A 12,164-nucleotide genomic window follows, 5' to 3' on the forward strand; every position below is an offset into this window, starting at 1 on the left:
CCCACACTCCCACCCAGGAGAACGCATGCGGCTCCACACCCGACGCAGGGCCGCCGTCACGGCGGCCCTGCTCGCTCTCGCGCTCGGCGCACCCGCCTACGGCATGAGCGCGACGGCGGCCCCACCGCCCACACCGTCGACGGCCACCCAGGACGAGGCCGTCGTCCAGTACGAGATCAAGGGCCCGTCCACGGCCGCCGAGCGAACGGCCCTGCTCCGTACGGGCGTCTCGATCGACGAGGTCGACGCCCGCTCGGTCGTCGTCAGCGCCGACCCCGTGCAGGTCAAGGAGCTGCGGGCGCTCGGATACAAGCCGACCGCGCTGCCCGGGCCACCGGACCGCTCCGAGCGGGGCGTGGCGGCGAGCCCGATGGACTTCCCGTCCAAGGACTCGATGTACCACAACTACGCCGAAGCGAACACGGAGATCGACCAGCGCATCGCGCAGTACCCCTCGATCATGAGCAAGAAGGTGATCGGAAAGTCGTACCAGGGCCGGGACATCGTCGCCATCAAGATCAGCGACAACGTCGCCACCGACGAGAACGAGCCCGAGGTGCTCTTCACGCACCACCAGCACGCCCGCGAGCACCTGACCGTCGAGATGGCGCTCTACCTGCTCAAGGAATTCGGCTCCAAGTACGGCACCGACACGCGGATCACCAACATGGTCAACGGCCGCGAGATCTGGATCGTGCCGGACCTCAACCCGGACGGCGGCGAGTACGACATCGCGACCGGCTCCTACCGCTCCTGGCGCAAGAACCGGCAGCCGAACTCGGGCTCCTCGTACGTCGGCACCGACCTGAACCGGAACTGGGACTACAAGTGGGGCTGCTGCGGCGGCTCCAGCGGCAGCAAGAGCTCCGAGACCTACCGCGGTGCGGCCGCCGAGTCGGGGCCCGAGGTGAAGGTGGTCTCGGACTTCGTCCGCAGCCGCGTGGTCGGCGGCAAGCAGCAGATCACCGCCGCCATCGACTTCCACACATACAGCGAGCTGGTCCTCTGGCCGTTCGGGTGGACGTACAACGACACGGCGCCGGGCCTGACGGCCGACGACCTCGCCGTGTACAAGACCATCGGCACGAGCATGGCCAACAGCAACGGCTACACGCCGGAGCAGTCGAGCGACCTGTACATCACGGACGGGACGATCGACGACTGGCTGTGGGGCAACCAGAAGATCTTCGCCTACACCTTCGAGATGTACCCGTCCGACACGGGCGGCGGGGGCGGCTTCTACCCGCCGGACGAGGTGATCGACCGCGAGACGGCACGCAACCGGGACGCGGTGCTCCAGCTGTTGGAGAACGCGGACTGCATGTACCGCTCGATCGGCAAGCAGGCGCAGTACTGCGTCTGACATCCGGCTGATCCAGGGGCGCCCTACCGCCAGGGGGGCGTCCCGCCCGCCTGATCGGCCGGCTGGGCTCCGCGCTTGTCTCTGCGGGCGGAGCGTGGCTGGGCGTGGCTGGGCGTCAACTGGCCCTTCTGAGAGCTCCGGTCAGCCGAGGACGGCGAGGGCGTCGATCTCGATGAGGAGGCCGGCGGGCAGGCCGACGTACACGGTGGTGCGGGCGGCCGGGGCCTCCTTGAGGCCCTGCTCCTCGAAGTAGGCGTTGTAGAGGGCGTTCATCTCGGCGAAGTGCCCGGTGTCGGTGAGGTACACCCGGATCATCATCACGTCGTCCCAGCCCGCGCCGCCGGCATCCAGTACCGAGCGGACGTTCTCCAGCGTCTGGAGGGTCTGCTCGCGCAGCGTCGGCCCGGCGGGGGTGGGCGCCCGGCCGTCCACGTGCGGGAGGAAGCCGACCTGGCCGGCAACCTGGAGGATGTTCCCCTTGCGCACGCCGTGCGAGAACTTCGCGGGCGGGGTGGTGTGGGTGTCCGGCGTGATGGCGGTCTTCTCGGTCACGGGGTGTCCTCGCTGTTCTCGGGGGAGCCGGGGTTCCCGGGGGAGCCGGGGTTCTCGGGGGAGCCGGGGTTCTCGGGTGAACCGGGGTTCTCGGGGGAGCCGGGGTTCTCGGGTGAACCGGAGTACTCCCGGCTGACGGTGTCGGCGGTACGCAGGACCAGGGGCAGCAGTTCGAGCAGCCCCTCGGCGGGGACGACCACGCCGGGCGCGGAGACGGACAGCGCGGCGACGACCCGTCCGTCCGGCCCGTGCACGGGCGCGCCGACGCAGTTGATCGACTCCTCGTGCCCGCCCAGGTCGGTGGCCCAGCCCTGTTTCCGTACGAGGGCCAGCTCACGCAGGAAGGCCTGCGCGTCGGGGGTGGAGCGGGCGGTGTAGCGCGGGTAGTCGATGCGCTCGGCGAGGCTGCGCCGCTCCGCCTCGGGGAGGTCGGCGAGCAGCAGCTTCGCGACGGCGGCGACGGTGAGCGGGACGGGCTTGCCGATGCGGGAGTACATCCGGACGGGGTAGCGGCTGTCGACCTTGTCGACGTAGACCACCTCGTCGTCCTGGTGGAGGGCGAGGTGCACGGTGTGCCCGGTGAGCCGGTTCAGCTCCACGAGGTGGGGGTGGGCCACGGCGCGGACGTCCAGGTTCTCCAGGGCCTGCCCGGCCAGCGCGAAGAGCTGCGCGCCGAGGCGGTAGCGGCCGTCGGGCTGGCGGTAGACGAAGCGGTGCTCGTGCAGGGTGCGCAGCAGGCGCAGGGCCGTGCTCTTGTGCACGCCGAGCTCCTCGGCCACCTCGCCGAGCCCCGCCGCCCCCTTCGCGAGCAGCGGCAGGATCCGCAGCGCCCGCTCCACCGACTGACTCACGCCATGCCCTTCCGTCCGTCCGTCCGTCCGCTGCGGAACCCGAGACACGGGGCGGGACGTTGACCCTTCACCACCAGGGATGTTAGACACCCATAGGCACAGCACGCAACGAGCGTTGCATCTCATGCAACGCGAGGAGGAATCCGCATGGGCACCGAAGCAGTCCGCCGGCTCGCCGACGAACCGGTCGACCACCGGTTCAAGGGGCTGCCGCCCGACGCGGAGCGGGCGAAGCTCACCGTGGGCCGGCTGGCCGCCGAGAAGCGGGACCTCTACACCGGCGGCTTCACCACCCCCGTCCTTACGCTCGACGCCGACGCGCTGGAGCACAACCTCACCGCCCTCGGCACGTACGCCGCCCGCCACGGCCTCGCCTTCGCCCCGCACGGCAAGACCTGCATGGCGCCGCAGCTCTTCCAGCGCCAGCTCGACCACGGCGCCTGGGGCATCACCGCCGCCGTCCCCCACCAGGCCCGCGTCTACCGCGCCTTCGGCATCCAGCGGATCTTCCTGGCCAACGAGCTCGTCGACCCGGCCGCCCTGCAGTGGGTGGCCGCCGAGCTCGCCGCCGACCCCGGCTTCCGCTTCGTCTGCTACGTCGACTCCGTGCGCGGGGTCCAGCTCATGGACCGGGCGCTGCAGGGTCAGGACCAGGTCCTCGACGTCGTCGTCGAACTCGGCGCCGGCGAGGGCGCCCGCACCGGCGCGCGGACCGACGAGGACTGCCGGGCCGTCGCCGACGCCGTGGCCGAGGCCGCCACCCTGCGCCTCGTCGGCATCGCCGGGTACGAGGCCGAGGTCCCCGACGCCGACCCGGACTCCGTCCACGCGTACCTGCGCCGGCTCACCGCGCTCGCCGTGGAGTTCGACGGGGCCGGGCGGTTCGCCCCCGACGTCGAGGAGATCGTCGTCAGCGCCGGCGGCTCCTCTTGGTTCGACGCCGTCGCCGACGTGTTCGGCGAGCTGCCCGAGCTGTCCCGGCCCACCCTGCGTCTGCTGCGCTCCGGCGCGTACGTCTCCCACGACCACGGCTGGTACACCCGCCTCACCCCCTTCAATCGCGTCCCGGAGGAGGGCGGCCTGCGCCCCGCCTTCCGGCTCTGGACGCAGGTCGTCTCCCGCCCCTCCCCCACGCAGGCCTTCGTCAACGCCGGCAAGCGCGACGTCGCATACGACCTGGGCCTGCCCGAGGCCGAGCTGGTGCGCGACGCCCTGACCGGCGAGGAACGCCCGGCCACCGGCGTCCGCGTGGTCAGACTGTCCGACCAGCACGCCTGGCTGGAGACCGACTCCGCGGACGGGGTGAACGTCGGCGACTGGGTGGCGCTCGGCATGTCCCACCCCTGCACGATCTTCGAGAAGTGGCCGCTGATCCCGGTCGTCGCGGCCGACGGCACGGTCACCGACTACGTCCGCACCTTCTTCTAGCCGCGCCGGTGGACCTGGTCATCCGCGGGGCCCGCGTCGTCGACGGCACGGGCGGGCCCTCGTACACCGCCGACGTGGGCGTGCACGAGGGCCGGATCGCCGAGATCGGCCGGATCCGCTCCGGCGGCCGGCACACCGTCGACGCGCACGGTCTCGCGCTGGCCCCCGGGTTCGTCGACATGCACGCCCACAGCGACCTCGCCCTGCTCCGCGACCCGGACCACAGCGCCAAGGCCGCCCAGGGTGTGACCCTCGAGGTCCTCGGCCAGGACGGGCTCTCGTACGCGCCCGTCGACGACCGCACGCTGGCCGAGGTGCGGGCGGCCATCACCGGCTGGAACGGCCCGGGCGAGGACATCGAGTTCACCTGGCGGGACGTGGGCGGGTACCTGGACCGGCTCGACCGCACCGGAATCGCCGTCAACGCCGCGTACCTCGTCCCGCAGGGCACCGTCCGCGCGTACGCCCTGGGCTGGGACGACCGCCCGGCCACCCCCGCCGAGCTCGACCGGATGCGGACGCTCGTCGCCGAGGGCCTCGCGCAGGGCGCGGTCGGCCTGTCCTCCGGGCTCACCTACACCCCCGGCATGTACGCGTCCGGCGCCGAACTGACCGAGCTGTGCCGGGTGGTGGCCGCGTACGGCGGCTACTACTGCCCGCACCACCGCTCGTACGGCCGCGGCGCGCTCGGCGCGTACGCCGAGATGGTCGAGCTGAGCCGGGAGGCCGGCTGCGCGCTCCATCTCGCGCACGCCACCATGAACTTCGCGGAGAACGAGGGCCGGGCGGGCGCACTCCTCGCCCTCCTCGACGACGCCCTCGCCGCCGGGGCCGACATCACCCTCGACTCGTACCCCTACACCCCGGGCTGCACCACCCTCGTCGCGCTCCTGCCCAGCTGGGCGGGCGAGGGCGGGCCGGACGCGGTCCTCGCCCGGCTGCGCGACGACGCCGAGGCCGAGCGGATCCGGTACGCGCTGGAGGTGACCGGGGCCGACGGCTGCCACGGCGTCCCGGTCGACTGGGCGACGATCGAGATCTCGGGGACGGCGGACCCCGCCCACGGGGCGTACGTCGGCACGCGCCTGCGGGACTGGGACGCCGCCCGGCGGCTGCTGGTGGAGGACCGGCTGGGGCCGACGATCCTCCAGCACGTCGGCCACGAGGAGAACGTCCGGGCGATCATGCGCCACCGGGTCCACACCGGCGGCTCCGACGGCATCCTCCAGGGCGCGAAACCGCATCCGCGGGCGTACGGCACCTTCCCGCACTACCTCGGGCGCTATGTGCGCGAGCTCGGCGTGCTCTCGCTGGAGGAGTGCGTGGCCCACCTGTCCGGCCGCCCGGCGGCCCGACTGCGGCTGCCCGACCGGGGGTTGGTGCGCACCGGCCACCGCGCCGATCTCGTCCTGTTCGACCCGGACACGGTGGCGGCAGGGTCGACGTACGAGAACCCGCGCGCGCTGCCGGCCGGCATCCCGCACGTGCTGATCGACGGCCGGTTCGTGATGCGGGACGGGCGCAGGACGGACGTCCTGGCCGGCCGGTCGGTCCGCAGGACGCCGTACCGCGGGCGCTGAGACCTCGGGGCCGTTGAGCCCGCCGGGGGTTCGGGCCGTCCGCCTACGATGGGCGGCATGCTCGCCTTCGTCCCCGCCGCGCTGTTCTTCGCCCTCTTCTGCGTGAGCGTGCGGGAGGACCGCCGGCGCTTCCGGAACGCGGTCCTGCTGGGCCTCACCCTGATGTTCGGGTCGACAGGCCTGCTGTTCCAGATACCTGAACTGCCGTCACCTCTGGACGGGATCGCGGTCCTGCTGGTGCTGCTCGTGCCGACGGTCGGCACGCTCGTGCTCGGCGGCTATCTGATCCGCAACGGCCTGACGATGATCCGCAAGGAGGGCCGCAGCCCGACCAACATGCTGTCCATGGCGGCGGGCATCGGGATCTTCGCGCTGATCGCGCTGGTCCTCGGGGTGGCCGGCCAGGGCTCGCGCGTCGTGGACACGATGGTGGCGGGCCTGGTCATGCTCGTCGGCTACGTCTCCTTCCTCTTCCTCTGCTTCCTCGCGTACGCCTTCCTCTACGGGCGGATCACGGTGCGCGGCGACGTCGACTACGTGGTCATGCTGGGCTCCGGACTCATCTGCGGCGAGCGGGTGCCGCCGCTGCTGGCGTCCCGGCTGGAGAAGGGCCGGCAGATCCACGCCGCCCAGGTGGCCCGCGGCGGCCGGGTGCCGCTGCTGCTGGTCTCGGGCGGGCAGGGGACGGACGAGAGGCTGTCGGAGGCGCGGGCGATGGCCGACTGGCTGATCGCGCAGGGCGTCCCGGAGGAGCAGATACGGCTCGAGGACCGCTCCCGTACGACGAGGGAGAACCTCGCCTTCAGCCGCACGATCATGCTCGATGCGGACCCCGGCTACCGCTGCGTGGTCGTCACCAACAACTTCCACGCCTTCCGGGCCGCGATGACGGCCCGCAGGGCCGGGGTCAACGGGCAGGTGCTGGGTTCCCCGACGGCCACGTACTTCTGGCCGAGCGCCACCCTCCGCGAGTTCGTCGCGGTGTTCTGGGAGCACCGGGCGGTCAACCTGAGCATCTGTGCCTCGATAGTCGCCCTGACGGCCTTTGCGGCGGTCGCCTCGGCGTGACGGCGCGGGCCCGGGGCCCTGCAGGTGCGTTCTTGGCGATGTCGCCGGAGGATGAGGGGATCGGGGGACATTCCGAGGAGGTAACCGATGGACAGTGAATCGGACCAGCAGCCCAAGCAGCCGGCCAAGCTCTTCAGCGGCGGGGAACGGCCGTACGACCCCGAGGACCTCGTGATGGTGCAAGGCATGGAGCCGACTCCGGAGCGGCTCGAGAAGGCGCGCCAGCTGATCGAGAAGGAGGGCCCGTCGGTCATCGAGCGCTACCTCCCGTAGCGCGGGCGGTCGCGCGGCACGAAAGCTGCTGGTGGCCCCGGTCCGGGGGCCGCGCCCCCGGACCGGGGCCACACGTCGGCTGCGCCGGCCGAGGCCGACCGCATCCAGAATCGGTGAAGGATCGTTAAGCCTCGCGGGGGCCCTGACTCGGAGGCACCGCCATGCAGACGCTCACCATCGACTGGAACCACCCCACCGACCCGAAGCCCGGCCGCGAACGGGACCACGTACGGGACTACGTGACGACCGGCGGACTCGACGGCCATCTCTGGCACGGGGTCCCCACGCTCCTGCTCACCACGGTCGACCGCACCACGGGCCGGACCGCCCGGACCCCGCTGATCTACGTCGAGGACGCGGGCCGCCACATCGTGCTCGCGGCCGACTGGGGCGCCCCGGAGCACCCGGCCTGGTACCGGAACCTGGCCGCCCACCCGGAGGTCCGCCTCCAGGTCGGCCCGGCCGTCTTCCAGGCCGCGGCCCGTACGGGCTGCCCGATCGAGCGGGACGTCTACTGGCCCGCCATGACGGCCCTGTGGCCCCTCTTCGACGACTACCGGACGGCGGCGGCGCCCCGCGAGATCCCCCTGGTCATCCTGGAGCCGGCCCCCGCCCGCTCCGCCTGACGCCGTCCGGACGGATCACGCCCCGCATCGGACCGGCCCGGAAGACGGACGGCCGGCCGGTCCGGCGCTCACCCGTGGTCGTAGACCGTCACGGGCACGTCCCGGGCCGACAGGGCCTGGGTGATCAGCGGTTCGATGCGGGGCCACTTGCCGCCGGCCAGGCCGCAGCCTATGCGGGGCATGTGGACCGAGGCGCCCCGTTCGAGCGCGTGCCCGGCGAGCGCCGCCAGGCAGCGTGCCACCGCGTCGTAGCGGATCGGCGGGCCGCCGCTGCCCGTGCGTATGCCGCGCTGGCCGACCATGTTGGCCACCCAGACGTCCGGCGCCACCTGGACCAGCTGGACCGCGCCCAGCCCGAAGTCGTTCCCGCTGCGGCCCCGGTGCCAGGCCCGGTACGCCTCCTCGGGCTCGGGCCAGCGTTTCGAGAGGGCCACCACGAAGCCCTTTCCCCAGCCGCCGATGTCGTTGCAGACGTGCGCGATGATCTTCGGCCCCTTGGCCTGCGGGCTGGTCGCGTCCCCCGCGATGATGCGCAGATGCTCCATGTTCCGTCCCTTCCCCACCCACGACAGTACGGGCGACCACTGACACTGCGGCGGCCTGCTCGCGCGGAGCACGGACCGCCTGCTCGAGCCCCGTCCGCGCGCACCTCGAATCGACGAGCGTGACGAGCGCAACACCGCGGCTCCGCCGCCCCCGGCCCCCACCGATTCCGCAGGCCGGAACGCCGCGGCGCCGCCGTTTCCAAGGGGGGATCGCGCCGCCACCGTCCCATCATGCGAAACGGGACATATCCCTCCCCTGTTCCTGCCCCGAATACCTCGGCGGACCGCCCGTACGGCCCGTAAGCTCCCGGCATGCAGGTGATCCAGTCAACGAAACTCGCCAATGTCTGCTACGAGATCCGCGGCCCCGTCCTCGAAGAGGCGATGCGGCTCGAAGCAGCAGGTCATCGCATCCTCAAGCTCAACACCGGCAACCCCGCGGCCTTCGGCTTCGAGTGCCCGCCGGAGATCCTTGAGGACATGCTCCGCAACCTGGGCAACGCCCACGGGTACGGGGACGCGAAGGGGCTGCTCTCCGCGCGCCGCGCGGTCATGCAGCACTACCAGACCAAGGGCATCGAGCTGGACGTCGAGGACATCTACCTCGGCAACGGCGTCTCCGAGCTGATCCAGATGTCGATGCAGGCGCTGCTCGACGACGGCGACGAGGTGCTCGTCCCCGCGCCGGACTACCCGCTGTGGACCGCCTCCGTGTCACTGGCCGGCGGCACCGCCGTGCACTACCGCTGCGACGAGCAGTCCGACTGGATGCCGGACCTCGCCGACATCGAGCGCAAGATCACCGATCGCACCCGCGCGATGGTGATCATCAACCCGAACAACCCGACCGGCGCCGTCTACAACGACGAGATGCTGCGCGGCCTCACGGACATCGCGCGCCGCCACAACCTGATCGTCTGCTCCGACGAGATCTACGACCGGATCCTCTATGACGGCGCCACGCACACGAACACCGCCGCGATCGCCCCGGACCTGCTGACCCTCACCTTCAACGGGCTCTCCAAGAACTACCGCGTCGCCGGCTTCCGGTCCGGCTGGATGGCGGTCTGCGGCCCCAAGAAGCACGCCGCGTCGTACATCGAGGGCCTGACGATCCTGGCCAACATGCGGCTGTGCGCGAACATGCCCTCGCAGCACGCCGTCGCGACCGCCCTCGGCGGCCGGCAGTCGATCACGGACCTCGTCCTCCCTGGCGGGCGGCTGCTGGAGCAGCGCGACACGGCGTACGAGCTGCTGACGCAGATCCCCGGCATCACCTGCGTGAAGCCCAAGGGCGCGCTGTACCTCTTCCCGAAGCTCGACCCGGCCGTCTACAAGATCAAGGACGACCGCCAGCTGGTCCTCGACCTGCTGCGGGCCGAGAAGATCATGGTGGTGCACGGTACGGGCTTCAACTGGCCCGAGCCCGACCACTTCCGGATCGTGACGCTGCCGAACCCCAAGGATCTGGCGGACGCGGTGACCCGGATCGGCAAGTTCCTCGACGGATACGGGCAGCCCTAGTCCCGCGTCAGGCAAGCACGGGGCACTCGATGCCGGATCGAGCACAACTTTAGAACGGATCCAATGTAGGATGGCCTCCTGACCACGCAGGAGGCCCCCCATGTACGAGCCGATCCGCACGAAGCCGGTCGTCCACCGTCCGGGCGGCCGCCACTCCGACGGCCACGCCGGCTATCCGCACAGCAGCCGCGCCGAAGCGCTGGACACCCAGCTCGCCGGGCACCTGGCGGCCCTGCTGACCGTCACCGACGAGCTCGGGCTCGACGGCGCCGCCGCCCGTATCGCCGCCCAGGTGACCCGGCTGCGCGGCGCCGAGCCCGCCCGGGCGCCGCGCGCCGACATCGCCGGGGCCGCCGAGCTCACCGCCCTGCACCAGCGGGCGCATGACCTCGCCGGCCGCGCGCTGGTCGTCGCCGCGTCCCGTGCCGACACCACCGTCGCGATCCTCGCCGCCGAGCGGATGGATGCGCACGCCGCCGCCCTGGCCTCGCAGAACCTGGCCGGCAGCCTCTGATCGGCCCCGGTCCGGGGCCGCGGAGGCTCCGGACCGGGCGCCACCGCCCTGCCGGGCCGGACGTGGGCCCTGGCTCGGCCCGTCGGGCCGGTTCCGGTGTGCCGCTGCGCGGGGCTTGCCCCCCCACCCGGGCTCCGCCCGGACCCGCGCCTCAATCGCCGAACGCCGGCGGGGCTGGATGGGGCCGGCACTAGCGGGTTGGCGTGAAGTCTGCGGCCGCGATGCCGCACCAGGGGGTTGTTGCCGGGGGCCAGAGGGGGCCCAGGGCCTCGGCGTGTTCCGTGGCGGATGGGGCGACGCCCGGGAGTTTCACCAGGGCCTGGGCCGGTCGGGCGGCCGGGTCCGGATCCGCCGTTTCGCGGAACTCGACCGTGACCACGTACGCGCCGGTGCCCTCGGGGCGGCCCGTCACCTCCACCGTCGCCACCACGCGGCGGCTGCCGGGGTCGATCCGGCAGCCGGTGACCCGTACGTCCTCCACCGCCGGTCGCGGCGGCGCCGCGCCCGGCTCGCCGCTGGCCCAGACGTACAGGCCCAGCGGGGCGAACACCAGCAGGCCGGCCACGGCCGTCAGGCCGACCGCCCAGCCCTGCCACTTCAACGCGCTCACGCCCATGGGACGATCCTCCCGGCCTGCCGCCCCGCCTGCCAGCACCGGCCGATCCACACAGCATTTCGAAGTGGGACCGCCTGGACACCTGACGTTCATTCAACTTCGCGCGGAATGTGGGTTTCCGCGAGCACTCTGCACCCGTGAGACGCATCCTAGGAATCGCTCTGGCGGTCCTCCTCCTCGGCGGCGTGGTCGCCGTCGCGCTCGCCGGAGGAGACAAGACCCCACCCACGGCAACGAAGACCGTGAAAGTCAAAGGCGTCATCGGGTCCGAGAAGTCCGAATACTTCCGCGACCCTGACGTCGTCAAGGCCCTGGCCGACAAGGGCTACACCGTGAAGACCGAAACGTCCGGCTCCTGGGCGATGGACCAACTCGCCCTCAAGGAGTTCGACTTCGCCTTCCCCAGCAGCAGTGAGCCCGCCCCCGAGATCGAGGCCGCGGCCGGAGTCAAGGGCGCCCAGACCACCAAGCCCTTCTTCTCCCCGCTCGTGGTCATCGCCCGCTCCAACGCCGCCAAGGTGCTCGCCGACAACAACCTCGCCAAGATGACCGGCAAGAACTCCGGGACCCTCCTCATGGGCCCCTACCTCAAGGCTGCCGGTGAGGACCGCAAGTGGCAGCAGCTGTCCGGCTCCGCCGCGTACGCCGAGCTGACCGGCACCGTGTTCATCAAGACCACCGATCCCGCCACCTCCAACTCCGGTGCGCTCTTCCTGGCCGCCACCTCGAACGTCGCCAACGGCAACAGCGTGGTCTCCGACCAGGCCGCGATCGACCGCACCGCGCCCCTGATGCAGAAGCTGATCTCCGTCCAGGGGGCACTCGAGCCGAGCACCGACGACCCCTTCCGGGCCTTCATCTCCGGCAGCGGCGAACCGCTCATCCTGGCGTACGAGTCGCAGGTGGCCTCCCTGCTCCAGCAGAAGCAGGCTCCGGGCGACATGGTGGTCCTGTACCCGGACACCACGGTCAACTCCCCGCACACCTTCGTGCCGATCAGCGAGAACGCCAAGGAGCTCGGCTCCCTCCTCGCCAACGACCCGAAGCTGCGCGAGCTGGCCGTCCGGCACGGGTTCCGGCCGCAGAACGGCGTGCCCGAGTTCACCGCGGCCACCGCCGCACACGCCGCGTACCTCAACCCGGAGCTGACCGGCATCCGCCAGATCAGCGCACCGACCGTCAAGATCCTCATGGCGCTGGCCGCGCGCGCCAAGGGCTAGGGGG

Annotated in this window: 13 protein-coding genes; 9 read left to right on the forward strand and 4 right to left on the reverse strand. The window is 71.8% G+C overall.

Going from position 1 to position 12,164, the window contains the following annotated elements; all coding sequences use genetic code 11:
• The first annotated feature begins 25 nt into the window (after positions 1–25).
• The gene (locus AB0M76_RS11900) at positions 26–1,363 is read left to right on the forward strand and encodes a M14 family metallopeptidase (protein WP_365952714.1); all 1,338 of its coding nucleotides are present in this window, start codon (positions 26–28) and stop codon (positions 1,361–1,363) included.
• A 141-nt stretch (positions 1,364–1,504) separates the two neighbouring features.
• Here AB0M76_RS11900 and AB0M76_RS11905 read toward each other — a convergent pair whose 3' ends face one another.
• Together AB0M76_RS11905 and AB0M76_RS11910 are read right to left on the reverse strand one after the other, a co-directional pair.
• Positions 1,505–1,915 carry a RidA family protein gene (locus tag AB0M76_RS11905; RefSeq protein ID WP_365952715.1) on the reverse strand — a complete coding sequence of 137 codons (411 nt, stop codon included), beginning with the start codon at positions 1,913–1,915 and terminating at the stop codon, positions 1,505–1,507.
• On the reverse strand, positions 1,912–2,766 hold the full coding sequence (locus AB0M76_RS11910) for an IclR family transcriptional regulator C-terminal domain-containing protein (protein WP_365952716.1): 855 nt from the start codon (positions 2,764–2,766) through the stop codon (positions 1,912–1,914). Before AB0M76_RS11910 ends, AB0M76_RS11905 begins: the two co-directional genes overlap by 4 nt.
• A 147-nt stretch (positions 2,767–2,913) precedes the next feature.
• On the opposite strand from AB0M76_RS11910, the gene AB0M76_RS11915 reads away from it, so the two are divergent.
• The 5 genes from AB0M76_RS11915 (at position 2,914) to AB0M76_RS11935 (ending at position 7,741) form a co-directional block, all read left to right on the forward strand.
• Entirely contained in the window at positions 2,914–4,194 is a 1,281-nt protein-coding gene (locus tag AB0M76_RS11915) for an alanine racemase (RefSeq protein WP_365952717.1), read from the forward strand.
• 8 nt (positions 4,195–4,202) lie between these two features.
• Positions 4,203–5,774, forward strand: coding sequence for a D-aminoacylase (locus tag AB0M76_RS11920; protein ID WP_365952718.1), 1,572 nt, complete (start codon positions 4,203–4,205; stop codon positions 5,772–5,774).
• Between the two features lie 57 nt (positions 5,775–5,831).
• Positions 5,832–6,842 (forward strand): YdcF family protein, encoded by a 1,011-nt coding sequence (locus tag AB0M76_RS11925; RefSeq protein ID WP_365952719.1) that lies wholly within the window; start codon positions 5,832–5,834, stop codon positions 6,840–6,842.
• A gap of 87 nt (positions 6,843–6,929) precedes the next feature.
• Positions 6,930–7,115 carry a hypothetical protein gene (locus tag AB0M76_RS11930; protein WP_266664334.1) on the forward strand — a complete coding sequence of 62 codons (186 nt, stop codon included), beginning with the start codon at positions 6,930–6,932 and terminating at the stop codon, positions 7,113–7,115.
• Positions 7,116–7,276: 161 nt separating this feature from the next.
• Positions 7,277–7,741 carry a nitroreductase/quinone reductase family protein gene (locus AB0M76_RS11935; protein ID WP_365952720.1) on the forward strand — a complete coding sequence of 155 codons (465 nt, stop codon included), beginning with the start codon at positions 7,277–7,279 and terminating at the stop codon, positions 7,739–7,741.
• 68 nt (positions 7,742–7,809) lie between these two features.
• Here AB0M76_RS11935 and AB0M76_RS11940 read toward each other — a convergent pair whose 3' ends face one another.
• Complete coding sequence (locus AB0M76_RS11940) at positions 7,810–8,286, reverse strand: macro domain-containing protein (RefSeq protein WP_365952721.1); 477 nt, start codon at positions 8,284–8,286, stop codon at positions 7,810–7,812.
• Between the two features lie 312 nt (positions 8,287–8,598).
• On the opposite strand from AB0M76_RS11940, the gene AB0M76_RS11945 reads away from it, so the two are divergent.
• Both AB0M76_RS11945 and AB0M76_RS11950 read left to right on the forward strand, forming a co-directional pair.
• Positions 8,599–9,810, forward strand: a complete 1,212-nt coding sequence (locus tag AB0M76_RS11945) for a pyridoxal phosphate-dependent aminotransferase (protein WP_365952722.1) — start codon at positions 8,599–8,601, stop codon at positions 9,808–9,810.
• Between the two features lie 100 nt (positions 9,811–9,910).
• Positions 9,911–10,324, forward strand: coding sequence for a hypothetical protein (locus AB0M76_RS11950; RefSeq protein WP_365952723.1), 414 nt, complete (start codon positions 9,911–9,913; stop codon positions 10,322–10,324).
• Between the two features lie 190 nt (positions 10,325–10,514).
• On the opposite strand, the gene AB0M76_RS11955 is transcribed toward AB0M76_RS11950, so the two are convergent.
• The gene (locus AB0M76_RS11955) at positions 10,515–10,934 is read right to left on the reverse strand and encodes a hypothetical protein (RefSeq protein WP_365952724.1); all 420 of its coding nucleotides are present in this window, start codon (positions 10,932–10,934) and stop codon (positions 10,515–10,517) included.
• A gap of 143 nt (positions 10,935–11,077) precedes the next feature.
• On the opposite strand from AB0M76_RS11955, the gene AB0M76_RS11960 reads away from it, so the two are divergent.
• Positions 11,078–12,160 carry a hypothetical protein gene (locus tag AB0M76_RS11960; protein WP_365952725.1) on the forward strand — a complete coding sequence of 361 codons (1,083 nt, stop codon included), beginning with the start codon at positions 11,078–11,080 and terminating at the stop codon, positions 12,158–12,160.
• The last annotated feature ends 4 nt before the right edge of the window (positions 12,161–12,164 follow it).

This window comes from Streptomyces sp. NPDC051364 (assembly GCF_040682115.1).
Classification (GTDB): Bacteria; Actinomycetota; Actinomycetes; order Streptomycetales; family Streptomycetaceae; genus Streptomyces.